This window comes from Streptomyces sp. 17_S59, assembly GCF_056930295.1.
This window is the reverse complement of sequence record NZ_JBXOWD010000001.1, coordinates 7175920-7198495: the sequence shown is the minus strand read 5'-3', so window position 1 is coordinate 7198495 and position 22576 is coordinate 7175920. Positions and strand designations below refer to the sequence as shown.

Below are 22576 nucleotides of genomic sequence, written 5' to 3'. Positions count from 1 at the left end.
CGAGCAACAGGCCCAGACACCCGGCGGGCAAGCGGGACGCAGCGGTCCGGGAGCTGTGGACGATCACGATTCTCGGCTCTGTCGCTGATCTTGTGAAGCCTGAGTGCTTGCGGCCTCCCCCGTTGCCGGGTCAGGGCCCGTCCTGCCCGGCGATGCGCAGTGCGACTGCGATGTGGCTGTATCCGGGGACAGGCGACCCGGCGGCCTTCTCGTAGCGCACGGCGTCAGCGATCCCGAGCTTCTCGCCCGTCGAGAGGGTCCTGTTCGCCGTCCACAGGAGCATGCGCAGGTGTTCGTTCTGGGCGCCGAGGAGCGGGGCGGCAGACTCCAGCGGCATGCCGGTGCGAACCCGCCAGTCAGCCACCGCGGCCCAGAAAGCGGTCACGGTGTCCCAGCAGATCGCGCTTCGGGGTCCGAGCAGCAGACGTATCTCGTCGGTGGACCGAAGCGTGTCGAGGCCATGGGACACGAGGTTCTGGAGGTTCTCCAGGAACGTGACGACGAACTCGTACTCGGCCTCGTCTTTCAGCAGTTCCTCGACGACCGCCAGAACCTCAGCGGTCGCGCCGTGGTCCCGCCGGGCTACCCGAAAGGCGACCTGCCGGCAGACGTCCAGGTCGTCGGTTTCATCAACCGACCCGGGCTTGACACCCGCAATGTCGAGGAGCCGCCGCGACCGCCCGGCCGACCGTCGGCGCCATGGAATGCGCATCGTATCCCTTTCCGCTTGCAGCGATGGCGATCATGGCCGCCCGTGGTCGGCCAGCATGACACGGCGTTCCGGGCAGGCCGCTCACGGGGATCGACATCAGTGCGAGCTGCGGACGACCCAGCATCACAAGATCTGCGACAGAGTCCGTTCACCCGTGCGTGACTGAGCACATTCGCGAGTACGCCGACAGGGTGGTTGGATCACCTGCATGGCCTTGCCTCAACCTGACGATCTGACCTCGCTCGTCTTGCGCATCGACTTCAGCAGCGACTCAGCCTGGGAGGCGGTGCGAGCGGCCATCGACGGCGTTGACGAGTACCGCAACGCGACGTACGTCAGCGACACGCTGTTCGCCGGCGTGAGCGTTGAAGAACTGGTTGGCGCGGACGGCGATGCCGAGGATGATGACAAGATCTGCTATCTGTTCGTCGCGGATGACACCACGATGACGGACGACGAGCATCCGCTCCTGGCTGTCGATCTGTATGACGAGCCTGGCCGGACGTTTCGAGTCCCTCCCCGGTGGTTTGCCGACATCTCGAACAACCTGTCCATTGCCAACATGGACTTCGCCGAGTTCGCTGACGCGGTGGACGCGTCGGGCACCTACCGCGGATTCGAGAGCGCACCGTGATGAACGACTTCCGGCCAGCGGACGGGCTTCGAGTGACCTGTCCGGCAGCGGCTGCTGAGGTCACCAAGGTCTCGCCGCACTACGTCTCCCTTCGCCGGCCCTGGCGCCAGGTGGATCCGAACTCGCGGTTTCGCTGGAACGGCGACCGAGCCTTCCCCCGAAGAGGCGACCACTACGAGTTGGGACATGGAGCTGTTCCGGCTCATGCCGGATACCTCCGAGCTTGCCGAGGGCGAAGAGTGTCACGTCGGGATCCCGGCCACGACGGTTCACATGCTCTCCGAAAGCCACTTCGACCCGCCTCGGGACGTGGGCTGGTTGCCCCGACCCACCCCGTCACTTCATGTGCTGCGGCATGGACAGTCCTTCGATGCGGACCTCGAAGAGCAGGGAGGGCTGCACCGTCGATCCGGGCGGCCAGGAGCCGATCGAACCGGAGCTGCTCTTCCGTCCGTACGCGTTCCCGCAGGTTGGTGACGAGGTCGCCGGTGCCCACAGAGAAGCATGGCGCCTTGAGCACCCTTTGGCCTGGCACTCCTTCAGCGGCTTTACAAGGACGTCGGCCTGGCCCCTGATCCTTCTTTCTCGCGGCGGGTTGCCGGTCGATGGCGACTTCGCAGTGGCGGAGGCGACAGCGGACGGCTCACACGAAGCGGAGGAGGCCCGCTGGCGCTCGCTCACGAACGCCGAGCCGTGAACGGGTCGATCTGACGATGATCGGAGGGTGACGGTCTCACTGAGGGCGAGTGTCAGCTACCCGCGTCTCTGGGTGCGCCGGAGCCGGGTCCGGTAGGTGCGCACGAGTTGGTCAGCTGGAACCAAGCTGCCCCAGACGACGAAGGGGGACCCGGCGAGCAAGGCTTCGTGTGCGGGGCGCATGCCGGCGTCTGCGCGTCCGAGCATCGCGGCGAGATCATTAGACCCCCTCTGAGCCCGACCTGCCCGCCGTCACCACCGGAAAGACCGGCGCCAGGGCAATCCGCCGCGGGAGCACGGCCTGGAGCAGAAGGGGCCAGGGCGGTCCGGGCCACAACGGCCAGTGCCGAGATACCGCGCACTTCACAGCCAACGAGAAGATCCCCGCCCCACCAGGCCCCGCCGGTCCCCGCGGCCGCAGTGCCCAGGGCCTCGTGCCGCATCCCGGCTGCACCCCCGGCCGGGCGGGCTCCTCCCCCAGCCCGGGAGCCAGGACCGATTGTCAGTGGTGGGTGAGACGGTAGGAGCATCAAACCGGAAGCCGGAATGAGGGGGACCTGCCATGCCCGGAAACCAGAACTACATCAACCACGTTGCCCTTGTACTGGACGCCAGCTCGTCCATGTCGCACCTGAGCCGCAAAGTCGTCGACGTCGCCGACCAGCAGATCGCCTACCTTGCCCGCCGCTCAAGGGAACTCGACCAGGAAACCCGCGTCACAGTGTACGTCTTCGCAGACAAGGTGAAGTGCGTCATCTACGACAAGGACGTACTGCGGATGCCGTCACTCAAGCAGCTGTACCGGGCCGGTGGAATGACGGCCCTGCTGGCAGCCGCACTGAAATCACAGCGGGAGCTGGCACAGACAGCCCAGCTGTACGGCGACCACAGCTTCCTGACATTCATACTCACCGACGGCCAGGAAAACGCAAGCCACCGCTGCCCCGACGCCCCCACCAGGAACCCGCGTGAACTGACCCAGGCCGTCGCCGAAATGATCGAGACACAGAAAGACAACTGGACACTCGCCGTCCTCGTACCGGACCAGATGGGCAAACGCGAAGCCATGCAGTGCGGCTTCCCGAAGGACAACATCGCCATCTGGGACGCCACCAGCACACAAGGCCTGGAAGAGGCCGGGCAGGTCATCCGGCAGGCCACCGAGAACTTCATGGTAGGCCGCACCCAGGGCATCCGGGGATCACGGGCCGTGTTCTCCACAGGCGCGGAAGCAGTCAACAAGGACACCATCAAGGCAGCCGGCCTCACCCCGGTGAATCCGTCGCAATACCAGCTGATCCCCGTGACCCGTGACGCGGCAATCCGCGACTGGGTCACCGAATGCGGGCACACCTACCGAACCGGCGCCGCGTTCTACCAGCTGAGCAAGCCGGAGAAGATCCAGGCACAGAAGCAGATCGCAGTGCTGGAGAAAAAGACGGACCGCGTCTACACGGGACCCGAGGCCCGGGCCCTCCTCGGCCTGCCGGACATGGAAGCCCGCGTCAAACCCGACCACAACGACCACTTCACCATCTTCGTGCAGAGCACCAGCGTCAACCGCAAACTCGTACCCAACACACGCCTACTCCTCATGCTCTGACACCCCACAAACACCGTACGGAGATCCGCTGATTGAGCTTCGGCTCGCGGGCCTCCATGAACAAATACTCGACGCCCCACCCGTAGAGTTCCACGCCTCCGGCATAGACTCGAGTTTGCTGCGAACGCGGCCGCGGAAACATCCCAGTAACTGGGGGGTTGACATGCCGGCGAAGCGCAAGAGCGGATCCGGGGCGGAAGAATGGCTCCACCGCACGCTGCCCGCCATGGCGGCGGATCCCACGACCGTGCCGGAACTGGCCCACGCATTGTCGCACTTCGTGGGCCAGCTCATCCCGCACGACCGATACATGCTGGCGGGTCTGGACCCCAGCTGCTTCTGCCATGGAAGAAACGGCTACCGCCTCGTCGCGTCCAGGCACCCGGAGGTCGGCGACTTGCCGGCTGCCGAACCCCACTCATTCGCACACTTGATGCACAGTTCCCAGCGGGTCGGTGCTCTCGACTCGGGATCCCGCCTGTTCAAAGACAGTGACCGGTCCCACGGCGTCGTGCCGGTGGAGGGGTTCGGCAGCGAAATCCGCATCGCGCTGATGCTCGGCGGGGTGGCCTGGGGCGGCCTGACGCTCCTCCGGGACCAGGGGAACCGGCCGTTCTCGGAAACGGACGCGGCGCACGCCGAACGCCTCTCGGCCCCCCTTGCCGCCGCCCTGAAACGGTTCGTGGCCGCCCAGCCGCTGCGGCCGAGCCGTCGCAGTGTGCTGCCAGGCGTCGTGGTCATCGGCGCCGACGACAAGATCCAGGCCATCACGCCGTCCGCACGCAGCTGGCTGGGCCAGTTCGTCCCCGAGGCCTCGCTGGCGAGCAACGGAGAGCTCGGCCAACGGCTCTGGGGCATCACCTACTCGGCGCGCCGCTCCAACCAGCCGGCGCTCAGATGCGTTCCGACATCCGACGGCTGGATCGCGGTGCACGCGCAGTTCCTCAACAACGACGAAGGCGACCCGGACACCGAACGGCGCGCCGTGGGCATCACGTTCCAATCCGCCCCGGCCACTCTTCTCCTGTCCACCATCTCAACCTGGTACGGGCTCACGCCGCGAGAGCAAGCGATCGTTGGGCACCTGCTGCAGGGCTTGACCATCAAGCACATCGCTCGCGTCCTCGACAGGTCCCCGCACACCGTGATCGACCACCTCCGGTCCATCTACCGCAAGACCGGCATAGCGGGCCGAGAAGAACTCGTCGCCGGCCTCACTCACTGAGGGCTGTCAACTCCAGGGCCTGGTCGTCACGGCCGGCGGCCACAAGAGCGCCAACGGCGTGTACGTGGAAGCGAAGAACCTCGGCATGGACTCGATGGCCGCCCGTTCCATCTCCAGGTCGCCTGCCGACCTCACGCGTACCCGCGCCAAGGTGGCCCCGCATAGCGGGGCCACCGCCCCGCTAGCGGTGCCCGGCACTGGCGCGCGGAGCCGGCTGCATCACTGCCGTACGGTTTCGCATCGTCCGTCCGGCGCTTCGGGTTCCGAGATCAGGTCGGCCGACTGGTCCCCGAAGTCTGATGAGCCGCGTCGTGGCCCTGGTGTCAAGGGTGAGCGAGGCGTGCCCGGGGCGCCGATGTGCGGGGCCGGTGCCAGAACGGCGTCTTCCGCCAGGACTTCCCGCAGGTCGGCGAGTGCCGCATCGAGGCCTTCGGTGAGCAGCACGCCGGCGGGGCTCAAGATGACCTCGTCCACTCCGCAGGCGCGGTACTCCTGCAAGGACGCGGCGATCTCGGCGGGGTTTCCCGTCAGAACTCCTCCCGAGCGCAGGAGCTTCCTGGCCCCGTCGGCCGGGTCGCCCGGGTCGGTGCTGATTCCCGCACGGCGGAACATGTCGGTGTAGTGCGGCAGGGTCAGGTTCGGGTACGCCCCGGTGAATGTGACGTGTTCGAGGTCCCGCCCCGGGAGTGCGACGGCGATCTGCGCGATTGTCGCGATGCGCGGGCGGTTGCGGCCGGCCTCGCGGGCCCCGGCTTCCAGGGCGGGGACGATGTGGTCGCGGATGTACCGGGGCGGGGTCATCAGCGTGATTGCCACGTCGGCCACCAGCCCGGCTGTGCGGGCCATTGCCGGACGCAGGACACCCAGGCCGAGCTCGACCGGTGGTGCCGCGAGTGGCTTGAGAGCGGCGTTCAGGGTGAAGTAGCCGCCGTCGTGCCGGACCTTCCGACCGTCCAGGAGGGCGCGGGCGAGACGGATGTATTCCTCCGCCGCGGAGCACGGGCCGGCATAGGACGTGGACCGCAACGCCCGCTGGGCTCCTGCGTATGAGGGGCCGTAACCGGCGACACAGGGTGCCCCGGACAGCAGGGCCAGGGAGCGGGCGTGCAGCGCGGCGTCGTAAGGATGCCTGAGCAACGTGACCGCGACGCCCGTTCCCAGGGGAATTCCCGGGAAGCGCACGGTGAGCGCGGCGAGGACCTGGTGGATCTCCAGCCCTTCCACGGACTGGCCGGCCCACAGCCGGCGAGCGTGGCCCTGGTGCACGAGACGGGCGAAGGCGGCGATGCTGTCGAGCCGCTTCGGCTGGACGGGAAAGTAGACCGAGGCAGGCGAACGGCTCGGCATCTCATTGCTCCTTCCTCGGCGTGCGGCCGTGGCTGCGGGCGGGCACCGCGACGCACGCCGCGCGTGCCCGCCCTTCACCGATGTGTCATGAGGTCCCCGGACAGGTCCACAGACAGCTCTGCAGAGCGGTCTCGGCCTCGTCATCGGTCTCCAGCGCCTGCAGGGCAGTCACATCGACCGCCGCAGCCTTCTCGTTCTCCATGGTCTTCACCTCCCTCCGGGCTCGCATCCGTCTCTTGTGTCTCCGCGCCGGCACCGGATTCGGTGGCGCGGATGCTGTGGTGCGGCAGCCACAGGCGGGGACCGCCGTGGGCCAGCCGCAGCAGGAACGCCAGGACTCCGGATGTACCGGTACCGAAATCGGCCGCCAGGCCGGTCGTGGTCTCGTCGGCAGGCAGCATGCGTCCGTCCTGCAGGGCGTGGCGTGCCAGGACGGCCGTCGCGAGATCCGCCGCCCAGTCCCGGTAGCGTTCCTCGCCGGTCGCTTCGGCGAGATCGAGGAGGAACTCCCCGTCGCCCGAGATCCCGTGACACTGAGTCGTCCCGGCCTGCCAGCGCGACCGGTGAACGGCGTGGGCTGCCAGACCGGCCAGTTCACGCAACCGCTGGTCGCCGTTCTCCCGCCACATGCGCACCAGAAACGTGCCGATTCCGGAGGAGCCGCTGCACCAGTGCTTCCACAGCCGGCCGGGATGGTCGCCTTGCATGCCTTTGGGCCAGTACGCCGCGTTGTCACGTACCACCACGACGGAGCGGAGCGTGTCGGCTGCCTGCGCGGCCAGCCGCACGTAGGCGCCTTCGCCGGTGGCCTGCCCGGCACTCAGCAGGAACGCGGCGACGCCGGCGACGCCGTGCCCGAAACCGTAGTGGGTGGCCCCGGCGAGGCGGGACGGAAAATGATGCGGGATGGGCCAGAGGACGAGCCCTTCCCGGTACTCGGCCGCTGCGGCCACCGCCTCTGCAGCCTGCCCCGCCCGTTCGAGGAAGACCTTCTCGCCGGTGATTTCCCAGAGGCGGAGCTGAGTCAGTCCCGCGCCGGCGACGCCATGGCAGACGTCCGGATTGGGCCAGTGGAGAGGGACCGTCCGGGCCAGGTCACCCGCGAGCACGAGCAGGTCGTCGTCGCCGAGAAGCACTCCGGCCTCCGCAAGCGCCCAGGCCGTGCCGGAGCGGCCGAAGTGGAGCCCGGGCAGCGCCCGCGGCTCGCGGGCGATCCGGTAACGGATCCAACCGGCGGCAGATGCCACGGCATTGCGCAGCGCAGCATCCGGCCGGGCCTGATGGGCCAGGACCAGGGTGCCCAGGACTCCCGCGGCACCGTGCTGGACGTTGAACGGATCCGTGCCCGTGCCCGAGGCGCCGGTCGGCCACAGCCGTGAGGAGTGACCGATGTCCATGGTCGCCACCAGGTGGTCGATCGTGTCGGTGATCATATGTTTCACGTTGGCGGTTCCGGGGAGCGACAGGAGCGATCCGGCGGGGCTGTTCGGGCGGGCCGGGCCTGTCTGCCCGGTCAGCAGCCGACGGACTTCCGCCGGCCCGGGGCGCCGGCCGGGGTCCTCGTGCATGAGGGCGAGGGTGACGACCGCCATGCAGCGTGCGCCCGGGTTGCCCGCTCCGAGCAGGCCGAGCCAGTACGCGATGCGCTCGTGCCGCGGGCGTGTCACGGGGTTGTCGTCGGGCAGCAGCGGATCGACACCGCTGACCAGATGGAAGAAGGTCGCGCCCAGGCTGTACAGATCGGCCGTGGGCGCCGGGGCGGTGCCGATCCGTGGTGCGGCGACCTCTTCCGGTGCGGCATAGCCCGGCGTGTATCCGCGGACGACCGGCCGTGCTCCGGGAGAGACCAGGAGTTCCAGGTCGATCAGGCGCAGGGAGCCGTTCCCGGTGATCATCACATTGCCGGGGTTGAGGTCGCGCAGCACCAGGCCCCGGGAATGCACCGACGCGACCAGGTCGGTGAGTCGGGAGGCGATCTGCCGGACATCGTCCGGCGGCGTTCCCCAGGTGCCGTCGTCGTGGACCCGCATGTTCTGCGTCACCCACTGGCGCAAGGTGATACCGGCGATCTCTTCCTGCACCAGAAACAGGTCGCCCTGCTGCTCGAACAGATCGACCAGAAGCGGAGTGACACCCGACGAGGCGAACCGTCGCAGCATCTCCGCCTCATGACGGCGGATGTCGCGGATGTCGCTCCCTGTCGTCGTGGCCTGGGTGTGTGCGCGGGCCTGCTTGACGACGACCGTCGCGCCGGTCTGCTGGTCGAGGGCGCGGTACACGCCACCGGTACACAGCTGGCGCACGGCCCTCCGGACCAGATAGCGGTCGTTCAGCAGGACGGGGCGGGGAGCCGCCGAGCCGTTCGCAGCGGCGTCCGGGTGGTGTCCGGCCTCGGCGAACGGATCACGCGGCGCCCACGCGGGCGGAGAGAACCGTGCCCTCCGCTGGTCCAGCACAAGAGCCCCGTCGGGGGCGACCAGCATCGCCTCGTACTGACCGTCGTTGCTGAGCATCGGCACGCCGTGGAACACCCCGAACCGGTAATGCACCGAGCTTCCCGGCCGCCAAGGGCGGTCGGAGAGGACGGCCGGTCCCGGCAGCCCTGCGGTCGCCTCGTCGAGTTCCGCCGCCAGTGCGCGCAGCGCCTGGTCGTCACCTTCCGGGTAGACGGTGACGAACTTGCCGGCTGCCCCCCGATCGCACTGGCGGGATACGAGATCCGTGACGCCCTCGATCGTCCGGGCGAACTTGAAATGGCACCGGTGACGCACGAGTACGTCCGCCGCGCGTGCGAGCGCCAATGGCGCCGACAACGGCGTGGCCGAAATATGAAGCTTCCACCCCTGAATGCAGGAGATCTCGCCGGGCGGCCGGACGTAGCACCAGAAGTCCTTCGCCACCATGTTCCAGTCCCGCGCCCCGTGGCGGTCGAGCACCGCGCGGACGCAGTCCTCCAGCACCGTTGCATCCGCGACGATGAGCCGACCCGGCATCTCCGCCTCCCTCGACGTCCGGAGGCGTCCGCTCTCCTCCCGTCACCGACTCTGGCATGGCGGTCATCGGGCGGACATCCCCAATTGTTGGGGGTTGACAGGTGATATCGCCTCAGGAGCCGGCTGCCGCCTCGCCGACGTTGCCGCCTGATTCACCGGAGTCTTCATCGGCATCGTGAACGACTGCTTCGTTCTTGGTGCGGGTGCTGGCGCCCTTGGTGCGTCCGTTGTGATGGGGCAGGGTCAGGCCGGCGCCCACAGAGGCGCAGCTGGTGCTGCACCGGGCCTGTGCCTGAGCGGGTACTCACTGAGGGCGTCCGCCACGTCGCGAGTCATGCGCTCCCGTGCACGAGGAGGTCCAGGCCCAGGGGTGTGCACCAGTGCCACATGGCCTTGCCGTCGCGCTGGGAGACGATCAGTCCGGCTTCGCGGAGGATTTTGGCCTGCATCGAGGCGGCCGCTGGGGTGACGGCGAGTGCACGGGCGAGGTCGGTGGTGGTGTGCTGCCGCACCAGCAGGCGCAATGCCTGGGCCCGGGTACTGCCGACAAGAGCAGTGAGCGGGTCATCGGGTGTTGTGGCGTCGCGGAGCGGCAGGGGTGTGACGGCTGGGTAGATCAGCAGGAGCCGTCCGTCGGGCTGGGGCGCGGCCAGGAGGTGGTCGGCCCAGAAGAGGGACGGCTGCAGGATGATGCCGTGCCCGTGCAGGGTGACGTCCAGGTCGCGGGGAAAGCGTGCTTCCAGGGTCATGCCGCGCCAGCGGACGGACGGTGCCAGACCCATCAGGGCCGCGTGAAGTCCTTGCTGGGCCAGGATGCGGGAACGCCAGGCCGTTTCGGCGTGGAAGCCGGCCTGGATACGGGGCCACGCTTTGGCGGTGACACTGGCGTGGCCGGCGTGGACGGCCTGTTTGAGGATTTTCCAGGCATCCCGGTCCCGGTCGGCGAGGTCACGCACCCACGGGGTGAGCGGTCGGTCGATGGCGTGCATCCGGCGCAGCTCGGTGCGGACCCGGGCCCGGGGCGTGGACAGAATCTGATCCATGCCCTCTTCCAGGTCGTGGCTGGGCGGGTCCAGGAACAACGGCCCAGCCCCCAACGGGGAGACCAGCTGCAGCATGGGGTGTGCCGGCCGCGGCAGGGTGCGGGCCATGCGCCGCCGCCATGGGCTGAACACCGGGTGCGTGTCACGGCGCTGCAGCATCTCGAAGGCCAGGCCGAGTTCCACCAGCGGCGCCGGCCGGTCAGCGACCGTTACCGTGAGCAGATCCTCCGTCGTGCAGTGGACTCGTAACACGCCCGGCCCCCGGTTGATGCCCGAACCATTCAGCCCTCACTGAAAGCATCGCGTCCCCCCGCCGCATCGGAGAGCGTGATACACGCCAACCGGCAACCGGGCGGCCCGGTCCGCCCCGCACCGTTCCCGGACTCCCCAGGGAAGGAATTCCCGCTACCGCCGTACCTGGACGGCCATACGTGCCGTCGTCCGGTCGGCGCTCCGACAACGCATCAAAGAGACCGTGCGATAAGGAGCCGAACGTGTCGCGCATCATGTTCAAGCACGCCGTGGGCATTGCCGTCGCCACGGCAAGCCTTCTGGGCGGAGCAGCCACGGTATCCGCGAGCGCCACCCCGGCGAGCCCAGCCTCCCGTCACCCGGACTTCACTGCCCAGGCCGAGGCCGCGCGCCTGACCAGCGCTCAGGGAACGGCGCTTCAGGAGAAAGTCAACAACTATGTGAAGACCGTCGGCGGCAAGCAGGTCTCGCCCAACGAGATCGACTTCAAGGGCGGGAAGCTGACCGTCACCCTCCCCGGAGAGACGCACCCGCGTGACTTCACCTCCGGGGCAGGCACGCAGACGGCTTCCGATCCCTGCGCGAACTACTACAGCGCAAACGGTTACTTCTGCGCCTACAGCGGCTCGCACTACTCGGGCGACGAACTGAAGTGGAGTGCCTGCGGCGACGTTCACGACATGCCCTTCCACCACGGTGGGTCGTGGCGCAACAACCAGACCAGAGGTCAAGTCGCTTGGATGTTCGACAGCCGCGGTCGTGTGCTGAAAGAGTCATACGCCCCCGAAGCGGACCCCACCGGGGACTGGTGGCACGTATGGTCCGTCGTCCTCTGCTGACCTGAAGGCGCCAGGAGCCCGGGGCCCCGCCCCCCGGCTCCTGGCCGCACCACGCCGCAGCGCCTCCTCGGCGGCCGGTAACTTACGGTCGCCGTACCACCGGCGAGGCGCTCGCCCCGGGGACGGGTGCCGTCGCCGCCTCACGAGGGAGGGGCGACGGCCTCCAGGAGCCTGCGGGCGGCGAGCACCACGTACGGGCCCCGTACTCCGCCAGGAGGGGGTCGCGCGCCCCGGTCGGGTTGAACACCAGCAGGACCGGCGGAAGCAGTGCCTGCCCGTACGGGTCGGGCGGGAAAGGCCAGCGGGTGCGCCACATCGCCCGCTCCCGGCAGAGGATGACCCGTCGGCCGCGGTGAGTGACCGCGCCCGGAAAGCTGGGTAGGGAGACCTACCGGGCCCGTATCCGAGCCGAAGGAGTCCCATGCCCAAGGTTGTGATCCTCACCGGCGACGCTGCGGAGGACTTGGAGGTCCTCTATCCGTATCAGCGGCTGCTGGAAGAGGGGTACGAGGTGGACATCGCCGCGCCGACGGCGAAGAAACTCCAGTTCGTCGTGCACGACTTCGCCCCCGGATTCGACACCTACACCGAGAAGCCCGGGCACTCCTGGCCGGCCGACCTCCCCTTCGCCGACGTGGACCCCGACGCGTACGCGGCTCTGGTGATTCCCGGCGGCCGAGCTCCCGAATACCTGCGGCTGGACGCCGACGTGCAGCGGATCGTACGCACGTTCTTCGCCGCGGACAAACCTGTCGCACACATCTGCCACGGCGCGCTCGTCCTCGCAGCGGCAGGTGTGCTCGAGGGCCGCCGCACTGCGGCCTATCCCGCCTGCGCACCCGAAGTGGGGCTCGCGGGAGGCACGTTCGTGGACGCGGAGGTCGTGGTCGACGGCAACCTCGTCTCAGCCCGGGCATGGCCCGACCACCCCGCATGGATGCGCGCGTTCGTCACCCTGCTGCGCGAGCAAGCACCCGTCAAGCAGTAAGGGCGGCAGGCATCGGAGCCCGGCCGGGACGACGCCCATGCCGCAATCCCCCTCCACGCAGACAGCCACACCCTCCTGTGATCACGGTGATACCGCTGTTCGTTTCGGCGGCTGTCCGGTGACGGACGCCCAATGAGCGGCGCTGGAACCGTTGTTGCCCAGGGGCAAGAATCGTGGACGGCCGCCGATGCAGACCAGGCGGCAGCTGATTGACGGCATACGGTTCCGGGTCCGCACCGGTGTCCCGTGGCGGGACCTCCCTGCCGTGCAGGGGCCGTGGATCTGGGTGTACGACCCGTTCCGTAGGTGGCAACGGGACGGTACCTGGCATCGGCTCTTCACCGCGCTCCAGGCCCAGGCCGACGCGAAGGAGCTGATCACCTGGGACATCAACGTCGGCTCCACGGTATGCCGGGCCCACCAGCACGCCGCCGGGGCGAGTAAACAGGGGAGCTGCAGAAGGAGCCGCCCGGAGGCGTCACCGTCGAGCCGGACGACCACGGACTCGGGCGCTCGCGCGGCGGCCTGACCGCCAAGCTGCACCTGGCCGTCGAACAGGGCCAGAAGCCCATGTCCATCGTGATCACGGCCGGGCAGCGGGCCGACAAGCGCACCAAACGACAAGTGGCTGTGACCGGCACCGTCCCAGTGGCGCGGGAAAGGCGTCAGCGGTGGCCCAGCACGTTCACCACACTACCGTTGGGGTCGCGGACGAAGAACCGTCGTACCCCCCACTCCTCGTCCTGCAAGGGGTGGACGATCTCCGCACCGCGCTCCTGCATGATTGCGTAGGCCGCATCCACGTCGTCCACCTCGACGCTCATGTCGGGCGCGACAGGCGCGGTTTTGTCACTGGTCATGACGCTGATCTGCGCTGCCGGGCTGGACGGGGAGGCGAGCGTCATGATCCAGCCGTGGTTCATGACCTCCTCGAAGCCCAGCAGGCCATAGAACTCCCGGCTCTCCTGCGCGGCCTCCGACTGGATGTTGGGCACGACACGGTAAACGGCCATCGGGCGACTCCAAGTGAGAACAGACGTGTCTCTGGAACTTCCCAGGAGTACTACGGAACACCCGCCACCGCACACACTTTCGCAGCAGGACCTAGGTCGTCGCGCCCCCGTAATCCAGCTCGGCGAACCAGTCGCCCCGGCCGTGGGGCGTGAGGTCCAGGACGTGCCACACCGGGCTGAGCAGGTCGATGCCCCGCTGGTCGATGTCCTCGGCCATCCGCGGGTGCGCCGAGTAGAAGTGCCGCACCGTGCCGTCGTCGTCGCGGGTGAACACCGAGATGGTCGAGTCCTGGTTTCCCTCGGCGTCCTCGCTGCCGAGGTCGTACTTGAAGCTGCTGTCCGCCGCGCTGAGCAGGCGCAGGTTCGTCCACCCCCGGGTGCGGGCGTGCGCGCGGAGCACGGGCAGGTCGGCCGCGGCGACGATCGCGAAGTCCGCGTTCTGGACGATGTGGTGGACCACGCCGTTGTACCCGTCGATCCACATCGTGCACATGGGGCACGCCTCGGTCTGCCGCTTGCCGTACATCAAGTGGTAGACCACCAGAGCCCGCCCGGGCCCGCTGAACAGCTCGCTCAGCCGCACGCGCGACACCGGTGCGTCCCCGGCCTCCAGGTCTGCGGGCCCTTCCTCGAAAACGTAGTCCTCGACGGCCGGACCGGGCGGGAGCTGGCGCCGCAGCTCGGCGACGCGTTCGCGGTGACGCATCAGCTCGATCTCCGCCTGTCGCAGCTCCTCGCGGGCGCGGACGTATTCGACCGACTCGCCGGTGAGATTGGTCAAGCGCATGGCCGCCTCCGGCTGACTCCAGCTTCCTCCGGCTATCCGATCACAACCGAGCCTTCCTCTCCCGGCTCCTTCTCGAGACGCAGCGGGATATCGACGACGACTCTCTCCCGGTAACGCCCCGGAGAGATGAGGACGGTCCATCCCCAGCCGGCTCGCAGAGGTTCACGGACTCCGTTCGCCGTGGTTCCCTGAGCCCGGGTGACCGCAGCCCGGACGGTCCGGTAGGGGAATCTCCATGTTCCCTGTTCATGGACCACCTGCCCATTCCATGCATCCCCGTTGGGGCAGCTCCAGTGGTCCTGGGAAGGGCCCTGCACGGCGTCCGTCACCGTCCAGGGCGGTCGGGCCGCGCCGTCCACTATCAGGGGGTTGGGCGGGACACCGTACTCGAATGTCCAGTCGGCCTGGTACTGGTCGAGTCCGATGATCCGGCAGCCAGGCGAGGAAAAGCCAGGAGAGCCCGGGCACCCGCCCTCAAGACCCGCTCCCACTGCGATGGCCTGGTTGACGGCTTCACGGTCGGTGCATTCGTCCTGGTACCCGCGATTGATCCGCAGCGTGCGAAGGAGTACTGCCTTACCAGCGAGTTCCGGCGCAGTGGGCAGCGGAACAATCGGCGTGTCATCGGTGAATTTGATGGCATTGTCCGTTCCGAACACTGCGCGAAGGTCCGTCATGCCGATGTCCACCGCGGTCGATTCATCCGTGTCGCCCCAGTCCTTCACATCGAAAATGAAGAAGACGGGCCGGTACGGGCGCGAGCGCGCGTTGTGGATGTCCTGAACGTAGTCGCGAAGGAAGCGCCCCCAGCACAGAGGGTCGTCATCGTCGTTGTGTCCCACGATGGCGCGGGGAACGCCATCGACGCTTTTCACCGCGAAGTCGAGTTCCACGGACCAGACGCCGAAGTCATCGATCTGCTGAAGCGGAGGATGTCCCATCACGGGAGGTGTGTGTATCCCGAAGAGCGAGGAGCAGGCGTAGGAGTTGTGCGTGCCCTTGAACACCAGCTCGCTGATCCGGGGGAGTCGCATGGCCCCCTCCTCACAGAAGGTTGACAAGGGCGAGGACGAGCCCCGTACCGCCGCCCAGGCCGCTCATCGCCTTGCCCAGCGCGGCGCCGTGGCAGTCGACGCCGGGCTCGGCGCGCATCGCGTGGCCGCGCACCGCTGATGTAACGAGGAGGTCCCCGGGCTCGATCGGGTGGGAGTCGGCTTCCGCCTTGCAGTAGACGCGTCCCGTCAGTGCGAGCCGACGACCGGTTCCCGGCTGCCCGGCCCCGAAGGTCAGTCCAGGTGCGAGCTCACCGGCCCCACTCAGGACCCCGGCCACTTTGCGATCACAGGGCCTGTCGCTCGCCCTGATCATCCCCGGCCGCCGGTCGTCGATGACCATGACCGTACCGGGCTCCACCCCTTCGGCCTCTTCGCCTTCGCCGTCCTCGTCATCGGGCAGGGAGAAGGCCTCCGCCAGATCAGCCCCACCGGTGACTTCCAGCACTTCCACCCGTGCGGTTCCGTTGACGTCCAGTTTCGCCCCGGGCCTTTCCGTTCCGACGCCGACGTTTCCCTGCTGGGTGAACGTCATGACGTTCCCGACCCCGAGGACGAAGACGTTGAGCTTGGCCACGCCGGCCGCGATGTCCCACAAGGCGTACGGCACGATCGCGCCGTCCGCGTCCCGGCCGGTGGACTGGAAACGAAGCCGCGCGTACTCCAGGGGTGTCTCCTGGGTGAGGGCGATCTGGGGCCTTTCGAAGCCCTCCTTGGACTGCACGTGAAACTTTGCCTTCGGGCCGGTCAGGCCGATACCGACGCTGCCGGCCGCATCGACGCGCACAGCTTCGTTGCCGTTCGTCTTGAACACCAAGGGTTCGCCGTCGACCGTTCCCAGAAAATCCCCCGGGGGGTCAGTGCCGGCGTTGCCCGCGAGTTTCCAGTCTCCGTCCGTCATGACAGGACCCCGTTCAGAGTTCTCTCGCATACCCCTACGGCCAGCGTCGATCGTGCACAGCAGCTCTGCAACTGGGCGAGGGACCGGTAGAGACCACCCGCGAGGTCCGGCTGACGGCGCGCGTGGAGTCGACGGCTCCGTACGACTGGCACCCGGTCGTCTACCGCGAGTTCGATCCGATGGATGACGACCACCCGCTGTGGGACGAGGACTTCCGGGAGGGCGTCTACGAGCGCGTCGACGTCAGCAAACACCGCATCGGCGGCCACGCGAGCCCCGACCAGGACGACGTCGAGACCGAGGTCGTCCACGGCGCCCTGGGCGGCGTGCCCTGGAACGCCCCCTGCGCGCCCAGACCGGACCAGCCGGTTCAGCGCCAATACTGAGCCAGAATGCCCTCCTTGAACGGCGCAGGCGAGATAGTGAGATCCCCGGAGAACGGCCGGTCCAGCGTCAGCACAAGAAGCACGCTCACACCGATCAGAGCAGCAACCGCACTCACGAACACCAACTGCACACGAATACTGCGGATCCCATACACCCACGTCAGCGGAATAACCACCAGCGCACCCCCGCACACCAGCGCCGTCAGCAGAACCGGCAGCTGATCCTGCGACGTTGCAAGCCGGCTGCGGCGCGCGGCTGCAACACCGCCCAGATTCGAGACCGCCTGACTGTAGTACGCCTTCTGTGCCTCAGTGACCGGCTCATACCCCTGGAAAGCCCGGTAGAGAGCAGTGATCTGCGGATTGGTCAGGTCCGGGTCCGGGTCTCCCTGCCGCATCCGCGGCCACTGCTTCTCAACAATGGCATGCACATACGCTCCTATGGCATCCGAAATCCTCTGCTGCTGACCGGCAGGGAACGCCGAAGCATCCCGCAAGACCTCAGCAGTCTGCGTCGCCTCCGTGGCAACGTTCGTCCGGGCAGCCCCCAGAGCCTCCCACTCGGCCACAATCACGAAAGCGAGGATGATGCCGTAGATTGCACCGTAAATACCCAGGACCACACCGATGGTCTCGTTGTGCCGTCCCCCGACAGTGTGCGGAAGACGACGACGCACCAGCAGGCTGCCCGCTATGGCGAACAGCATGACACCACCGATGAACACGGTGGCCAGAGCCGGAGTGCTGAAGGTATTGAGCAGCCAGAGTTCCACAACACCCTTCCGCAGACCCATCCGGACACCGCTGCCCGCATAGTTGCCCGCCACAGCAGCCCCGTACGAGCGGATCATGAAGGGTCCACAAGGCCTCCGCAACCACTTCACCTGGGCACCCGCGACTGACGAAGTGACGAAATGGGCCGTTGCCTTCAGCTCTCGTAGCGGCCACTCCGCCAACAGGCGCGGGCCGTCAGAGGCGGTGGACAGGTGCAGACGCCTGGGTCCAGTGCCAGTTGACCGGCGCCCATTGTTTCTTCAAGGCAGTGCGCCGGCGGGCGTAGGCGCGCAGTGCCTCCTCGACCACGGGCGCAAGGCCGGTGAGGTCCTCGGGGACGGGCACGCGCAGGATCAGGTGCTGCTTGTTGTGGACGAACAGCAGGTCACCGGTGGGCGAGCAGGAGGCGAGCGTGAAGTGGGCCAGAGGCTTGAAGGCCTTGGTCTCGGTCTCCAGCCTGGCCCGCAGCGTCCCTGCCCTGTCCCACGCGTACAGGCCGTAGCGGTTGAGGTGGAAGGCGTGGCCGCGATGCGGGTCGGCAGCCAGGTTGAAGCAGAAGCCGGTGAAGGGGGAATCGCGCCGCTTGTGCAGCCCGTCGAGGCGTCCGGTCATCTCTCCCCGGTCGTTGACGAGGGCGAAGGCGAACGGCTGGCCCCGGCTGCCGCTGCGGAACGTCTTGGCGTAGACCGGGACGACGAACAGGTCGTCAGCCAGCGGTACGGGCCGCCCGAGGCGGGAGTCGTGCCAGCCTGAGAGAGGGTCCTCGCCGGTCAGCAGCTCGGTCAGTGCCGGACGGGGCCTGTTCGCCAGGCCGACCGGGGCGCCTTGGCAGGTGACGTGCGGGCGCAGGTCGGCACTGCTCTGGCGGGCCGGTTCGGGATCGAGCGACGCGAGCGCGTTGATCCGGGGTTTTGAATCGGCGGTCAGGGCGCCGTCGGCCAGGCCGACGATGTTGGTGATGGTGCTGCCGTACCTCCACACGCCGTACTCGGCCACGGTGCACAGCAGGCGTCCCGAAGGCGTGACGCTCAAGGACGTGGCGAAGGCATCGCCGGGCGTGAACTCCTTGAACGGGCGCCGGTCCTTCGAGTCGTAAGTGGCCACGACACGGCTCAAATCGGCTGTGATCAGGGTCGTGTTGTCCGGGCGGGCGCTGACGGCGAGGGTGCCGTCCGGCAGGACACACAGGGTCATGTCACTGCCTACGGCCACCGCCGAAGCATTCTCGTCGCCGTGAGCCGAGTCCCACAGAGCGCTCGCCAGTACTTCGCCCTCCGCGGAGTACCGGGTGATGATCGCGTACTCGAAGCTGGCTATGGCCGGGTCCGGTCCGTTGCGGGCCGCGCCGTAGGTGTACCGGCGCACCCCGTACAGCGCGTAGACGTCCCCGTTCGGCGCGGCCGCGACATCGTCAGCATGGACACCCCAGCCCGTGGAATAGAGCGCGGTCAGGTCGATGCGGTGGAAGTCCACCAGCGCGCCCGGCAGAGCGAGCGGAAGTGTCTGGATCATGGCCCCTATTCTGCGGTCCGGCACTGACACCAGCGCAGAGGACGGCCTCGGCGCCTCAGGACGACGTCCGGATCCCGCCGGTGAACGGCCCCCGTGGGCGCCAGCCTGGCCTTCACGGAGGCATTCGCCGACCCCCGCGTGGCCCTGGTGCACGTCAGAGCCGTCGAGTACGGCTGCTTCCTCTACGAGGTACGCAGAGTCTGAGCCGGACGCACGGAATCCTGTACCGGCACCTGGCGCCGACCCGGCCGTCCGAGGCCCGGAACCCCGCACCACGCCGTTCACGCGCCACACAGAACATGGCAGCCTGACAAGGCGCGTTGCCATAGCCAGGGAAGGGAAACCGTGATGAATCGACCAAGGCCCGACTCGCTCAACCGCCGCGGACTCCTCGCCGCGGCAGGGGCGGTCGCCGCCGGAGGCGCGGCAGCAGGGCTGGCCGGGCCGCTGGGATCCGTGCCCGCCGCAGCGGCCAGCGCCCCCGCCCCTGCCCCTGCCGCGCCGGACCCCTCCGCCTTCGGGCCCGTGACCATCCGGCCGGACGATCCCCGTTACCCCAGCCTGCTGCGCGGCAACAACTTCCGGTTCGTGGGCAGACCGGACGAGATCCGCGTGGCCGGGTCCATCGGGCACGTGGTGCGCGCAGTGTCGGACGCCGTGCGGTCCGGGCGTCGGATCGCGGTGCGCAGCGGCGGGCACTGCTTCGAGAACCTGACCGCCGATCCTTCGGTGCAGATGCTGCTGGATCTGTCGCCCATGGACGCGGTCGGCTACGACGCCCGGCGGGGCGCGTTCGCGGTGCAGCCCGGGGCCACCCTCGGGCACGTGTACCGGACGCTGTTCAAGGGCTGGGGCGTGACGATCCCGGCCGGCGGCTGCCCGGAGGTGGGCGCAGGCGGGCACTTCGCCGGTGGCGGGTACGGGCCGCTCTCCCGTCGGTACGGATCGGTGGTGGACCACCTGTACGGCGTGGAAGTGGTGGTCGTCGACGAGGACGGCACCGCCCGTGCGGTGGTGGCCACGCGCGAGCCCGACGACCCCAACCGCGACCTGTGGTGGGCGCACGCCGGCGGTGGCGGCGGCAACTTCGGCGTGGTCACCCGGTACTGGCTGCGCTCGCCCGGCGCCACCGGCACCGACCCCTCCCGGCTGCTGCCGCCCGCACCGCGCGAGATGCTGGAGTACCTGGCCCTGTGGACCTGGGACCAGCGGATGACCCAGCAGGCGTTCACCACACTGCTGCGCAATTTCGGTACGTGGCACGAGCGCAACAGCGAGCCCGGCTCGCGGTACGCCGGCCTGTACGCCATCCTCCTGCCGGCGCACCGCAGCGCCGGCAAGCTCATGATGGTCGTGCAGACCGACGCGGGCATCCCCGACGCGGACCGCCTCGTGGGCGAGTTCATGTCCGCGGTCATTGCCGGCACCGGCACCGAGCCGACCGTCATCCACCGGACCATGCCGTGGCTGCATCCCCTGACCTGGCCGGGCACCGGCGAGCCCGGCGACTTGTTCGTCCGCCGGTACAAGATCAAGGCCGCCTATCTGCGCAGCTCCTACACCGACGCACAACTCGAAACCATCTACCGGTACTTGACGGACTCCTCCCCCGTGCCGCGCGGCGGCATGCTGCTCATCGGATACGGCGGTCAGGTCAACGCGGTGCCGTCCGGCGCCACCGCGGTCGCCCAGCGCGATGCGGTGATGAAGGCGGTCTACCAGACGATCTGGGCCGACGAGAGCGAGGACGAGGCCAACCTCTCCTGGGTCCGCGGCCTCTACCGCGATGTGTACGCCGCCACCGGCGGTGTTCCGGTGCCCGGTGAGGTCAGCGACGGTTCCTACATCAACTACGCCGACGCCGATCTGGCCGACCCGGCATGGAACCGTTCCGGTGTGCCGTGGCACTCCCTCTACTACAAGGACAACTATCCACGCCTGCAGCAGGTGAAGGCCCGCTGGGACCCGCGGAACGTGTTCCACCACGCGCTGGCGGTGGAACTGCCCGCGGGCACGTAGCCGAGCCGCTGCCCTCCAAGCCCGTGCGGGCCCCGTCTCCGTGGCCGCAGAGCCCGGCCCCCGCGAGACTGGAACCACGGGGCCCGCCCCGGGCCCGGACGAGACTGGAAGGCGGACACCGATGACCGGCCGTAGCCGCGCCCCCGGTCCGGAGGACCTGGCCGGGGCTGCCCGTGCCGCAGGTGTTGCGGACGAGCGTCTGCTGCGCGCCCTCCGCACGACCCCGCGTGCGGCCTTCGTCCCGGCCTCCCACCGTCCGTCGGCGTATACGGACGCGCCGATTCCCATCGGCCACGGTCAGGTGACAACGCAGCCCTCCCTCTCCGCCATGATGATCGACTCGCTCGCCCTCACCGGCGGCGAGCGCGTGCTGGAGATCGGCAGCGGCTACGGCTTCCAGACCGCACTGCTGGCCCGCCTCGCCGCACACGTCGTCAGCGTCGAGCGGCGACAGGACTTCGCGGAGGCCGCCCGGGCCAACCTCGCAGGCGCCGGCATCGGCAACGTCGAGATCGTCGTCGGCGACGGCACCCTCGGCATGGCGGACCACGCCCCCTACGATGCCGTCGTCGTCTCCGCCGCCTTCCCCCAAGTGCCGCCCCCGCTGATCGCACAGCTCAGGAACGGGGGCCGTCTCGTCCAGCCCATCGGACCCGGCGGCCTGGACCAGGTCGAACTGTACGAGAAAGCCGGACGGGAACTCGTCCACCGCAGGACCGTCACACCCGCCCACTTCGTCCGCCTGTACGGGGAATACGGCTATCCCCCCGCACCCCCTTCCGAGGAGGACTACTGACCTGTGATGACGGTCCTCGGCGTCGACGCCTGCCCGGCCGGATGGGTCGCGGTCGAACTGCGCAACGGCCGGTTCGCCGGGGCACGGCTCGTCAGCCGCCTGGGCTCCCTGCTGCCTGGGGCCGGTACGGACCAGGGCGGGGCCGCTGTGGTGGCCGTGGACATCCCGCTGGGGCTCCTCGACACCGGATGGCGGCGCGCGGACACGGAGGCGGCGACCCTGCTGGGGCGGCTGCGCAGCAGCGTCTTCCGCGTGCCGCCCCGTGCGGTATGGCAGGAGGAGGAGTACGACGCCGCGAGCCGCCGGTGCCGCGAACTCACCGGAGCCGGGCTGAGCCGCCAGAGCTGGGGGCTCGCCGCAAAGCTCCGGGAGGCGAACGCCTGCCTGACACAGGCCGGCGGCGAGCGGCTCTTCGAGGCACACCCCGAGGTGTCGTTCCGGGCCCTGGCCGGCGGCACACCGCTCACCCACCGCAAGAAGAGCTGGGCCGGGCAGATGGCGCGCCGCTCCCTCCTCGAATCCACCGGGATCGTCCTCCCGGACGAACTCGGGGACGCGGGACGCGTACCGCCGGACGACGTGCTGGACGCGGCAGCCGTGGCATGGACCGCGCACCGGATCGCCCTGGGCCGTGCGCGCTGCCTCCCGGACCCGCCGCAACACGACCGGCACGGCCGCCCCGTCGCCATCTGGTACTGATTTCCGGCCCGGCTCCGGGTGGTGCTCACCAACCCGCTGACCCAGCGTGCCGGGAGCCCGGAGCCGGGCCCGTCGTTCACCCCCGGCGCCACCGGTCCGGGGCCGTGGGATCAGGAGGACGACTGCCCGCGGTGGCCCCAGCCGAGGACGTCCTGTTCCGGTGCCGGCTTGTAGACGTCTTCCGACGTCTTCTCCGCTTCCTTCCTGGTTTCTGTTCCGGCCGCCTTCTCCTGCTGCTTGCGCTTGTCTTCGGCGGCGTGGGTCTCCTTGTGCTTTCTCTTCGGCAGCCCGATCATGGCGCATCC

Annotated in this window: 22 protein-coding genes and 1 pseudogene; 12 read left to right on the top strand and 11 right to left on the bottom strand. The window is 68.7% G+C overall.

The genetic code is table 11. The features are described 5' to 3' along the window. Nucleotides 1-130: 130 nt before the first annotated feature. Entirely contained in the window at nt 131-712 is a 582-nt protein-coding gene (locus AC1Z4A_RS32340; protein ID WP_483683448.1) for a hypothetical protein, read from the bottom strand. 208 nt (nt 713-920) lie between these two features. Between AC1Z4A_RS32340 and AC1Z4A_RS32335 the strand changes: the two genes are divergently transcribed. The 4 genes from AC1Z4A_RS32335 to AC1Z4A_RS32320 all read left to right on the top strand — a co-directional run bounded on the left by AC1Z4A_RS32335 (nt 921) and on the right by AC1Z4A_RS32320 (nt 4870). Continuing rightward, entirely contained in the window at nt 921-1346 is a 426-nt protein-coding gene (locus tag AC1Z4A_RS32335) for a DUF6924 domain-containing protein (protein WP_483683447.1), read from the top strand. Between the two features lie 370 nt (nt 1347-1716). Then, the gene (locus tag AC1Z4A_RS32330; protein WP_483683446.1) at nt 1717-2043 is read left to right on the top strand and encodes a hypothetical protein; all 327 of its coding nucleotides are present in this window, start codon (nt 1717-1719) and stop codon (nt 2041-2043) included. Between the two features lie 561 nt (nt 2044-2604). After that, a complete protein-coding gene (locus AC1Z4A_RS32325; RefSeq protein ID WP_483683445.1) occupies nt 2605-3645 on the top strand; it encodes a vWA domain-containing protein in 1041 nt (346 codons plus the stop codon). Between the two features lie 163 nt (nt 3646-3808). Further along, nucleotides 3809-4870 (top strand): helix-turn-helix transcriptional regulator, encoded by a 1062-nt coding sequence (locus AC1Z4A_RS32320; protein ID WP_483683444.1) that lies wholly within the window; start codon nt 3809-3811, stop codon nt 4868-4870. Nucleotides 4871-5089: 219 nt separating this feature from the next. Here AC1Z4A_RS32320 and AC1Z4A_RS32315 read toward each other — a convergent pair whose 3' ends face one another. The 3 genes from AC1Z4A_RS32315 to AC1Z4A_RS32305 form a co-directional block, all read right to left on the bottom strand. Then, nucleotides 5090-6217, bottom strand: a complete 1128-nt coding sequence (locus AC1Z4A_RS32315; RefSeq protein ID WP_483683443.1) for an LLM class flavin-dependent oxidoreductase — start codon at nt 6215-6217, stop codon at nt 5090-5092. Nucleotides 6218-6357: 140 nt separating this feature from the next. Further along, nucleotides 6358-9210 carry a class IV lanthionine synthetase LanL gene (gene lanL, locus AC1Z4A_RS32310; protein ID WP_483683442.1) on the bottom strand — a complete coding sequence of 951 codons (2853 nt, stop codon included), beginning with the start codon at nt 9208-9210 and terminating at the stop codon, nt 6358-6360. Between the two features lie 332 nt (nt 9211-9542). Continuing rightward, entirely contained in the window at nt 9543-10505 is a 963-nt protein-coding gene (locus tag AC1Z4A_RS32305; protein ID WP_483683441.1) for an ArsR/SmtB family transcription factor, read from the bottom strand. 242 nt (nt 10506-10747) lie between these two features. Here AC1Z4A_RS32305 and AC1Z4A_RS32300 point away from each other — a divergent pair, with 242 nt between their 5' ends. From AC1Z4A_RS32300 to AC1Z4A_RS32290, 3 genes are all read left to right on the top strand, one after another. After that, entirely contained in the window at nt 10748-11344 is a 597-nt protein-coding gene (locus AC1Z4A_RS32300) for a hypothetical protein (protein ID WP_483683440.1), read from the top strand. Between the two features lie 421 nt (nt 11345-11765). Next, complete coding sequence (locus tag AC1Z4A_RS32295) at nt 11766-12332, top strand: DJ-1/PfpI family protein (protein ID WP_483683439.1); 567 nt, start codon at nt 11766-11768, stop codon at nt 12330-12332. Nucleotides 12333-12519: 187 nt separating this feature from the next. Next, nucleotides 12520-12861, top strand: coding sequence for a transposase (locus tag AC1Z4A_RS32290; protein ID WP_483683438.1), 342 nt, complete (start codon nt 12520-12522; stop codon nt 12859-12861). A gap of 136 nt (nt 12862-12997) precedes the next feature. Here AC1Z4A_RS32290 and AC1Z4A_RS32285 read toward each other — a convergent pair whose 3' ends face one another. The 4 genes from AC1Z4A_RS32285 to AC1Z4A_RS32270 all read right to left on the bottom strand — a co-directional run bounded on the left by AC1Z4A_RS32285 (nt 12998) and on the right by AC1Z4A_RS32270 (nt 16085). Continuing rightward, on the bottom strand, nt 12998-13345 hold the full coding sequence (locus AC1Z4A_RS32285) for a VOC family protein (protein ID WP_483683437.1): 348 nt from the start codon (nt 13343-13345) through the stop codon (nt 12998-13000). A 91-nt stretch (nt 13346-13436) separates the two neighbouring features. Then, on the bottom strand, nt 13437-14132 hold the full coding sequence (locus AC1Z4A_RS32280) for a DUF899 family protein (RefSeq protein WP_483683436.1): 696 nt from the start codon (nt 14130-14132) through the stop codon (nt 13437-13439). 32 nt (nt 14133-14164) lie between these two features. Beyond that, nucleotides 14165-15166, bottom strand: a complete 1002-nt coding sequence (locus AC1Z4A_RS32275; protein WP_483683435.1) for a PI-PLC domain-containing protein — start codon at nt 15164-15166, stop codon at nt 14165-14167. 10 nt (nt 15167-15176) lie between these two features. Then, nucleotides 15177-16085 carry a hypothetical protein gene (locus AC1Z4A_RS32270; RefSeq protein WP_483683434.1) on the bottom strand — a complete coding sequence of 303 codons (909 nt, stop codon included), beginning with the start codon at nt 16083-16085 and terminating at the stop codon, nt 15177-15179. Between the two features lie 122 nt (nt 16086-16207). Between AC1Z4A_RS32270 and AC1Z4A_RS32265 the strand changes: the two genes are divergently transcribed. Next, nucleotides 16208-16471 carry a hypothetical protein gene (locus AC1Z4A_RS32265; protein WP_483683433.1) on the top strand — a complete coding sequence of 88 codons (264 nt, stop codon included), beginning with the start codon at nt 16208-16210 and terminating at the stop codon, nt 16469-16471. On the opposite strand, the gene AC1Z4A_RS32260 is transcribed toward AC1Z4A_RS32265, so the two are convergent. Next, the gene (locus AC1Z4A_RS32260) at nt 16456-17322 is read right to left on the bottom strand and encodes a bestrophin-like domain (RefSeq protein ID WP_483683432.1); all 867 of its coding nucleotides are present in this window, start codon (nt 17320-17322) and stop codon (nt 16456-16458) included. The genes AC1Z4A_RS32265 and AC1Z4A_RS32260 overlap by 16 nt on opposite strands. Nucleotides 17323-17440: 118 nt before the next feature. Next, nucleotides 17441-18757 (bottom strand): hypothetical protein, encoded by a 1317-nt coding sequence (locus AC1Z4A_RS32255; RefSeq protein ID WP_483683431.1) that lies wholly within the window; start codon nt 18755-18757, stop codon nt 17441-17443. Between the two features lie 108 nt (nt 18758-18865). Here AC1Z4A_RS32255 and AC1Z4A_RS32250 point away from each other — a divergent pair. The 4 genes and pseudogenes from AC1Z4A_RS32250 to AC1Z4A_RS32235 all read left to right on the top strand — a co-directional run. After that, nucleotides 18866-18961: pseudogene (locus AC1Z4A_RS32250) on the top strand (DUF1203 domain-containing protein); the annotation flags it as partial. A gap of 144 nt (nt 18962-19105) precedes the next feature. Further along, complete coding sequence (locus AC1Z4A_RS32245; RefSeq protein WP_483683430.1) at nt 19106-20776, top strand: FAD-binding oxidoreductase; 1671 nt, start codon at nt 19106-19108, stop codon at nt 20774-20776. A 121-nt stretch (nt 20777-20897) separates the two neighbouring features. Then, nucleotides 20898-21572 carry a protein-L-isoaspartate(D-aspartate) O-methyltransferase gene (locus AC1Z4A_RS32240; RefSeq protein WP_483683429.1) on the top strand — a complete coding sequence of 225 codons (675 nt, stop codon included), beginning with the start codon at nt 20898-20900 and terminating at the stop codon, nt 21570-21572. Nucleotides 21573-21578: 6 nt separating this feature from the next. Next, nucleotides 21579-22271 carry a DUF429 domain-containing protein gene (locus AC1Z4A_RS32235; RefSeq protein ID WP_483683428.1) on the top strand — a complete coding sequence of 231 codons (693 nt, stop codon included), beginning with the start codon at nt 21579-21581 and terminating at the stop codon, nt 22269-22271. A gap of 110 nt (nt 22272-22381) precedes the next feature. Here the strand turns inward: AC1Z4A_RS32235 and AC1Z4A_RS32230 are convergent, their stop codons facing one another. Further along, entirely contained in the window at nt 22382-22567 is a 186-nt protein-coding gene (locus AC1Z4A_RS32230) for a hypothetical protein (protein ID WP_483683427.1), read from the bottom strand. Nucleotides 22568-22576: the final 9 nt, after the last annotated feature.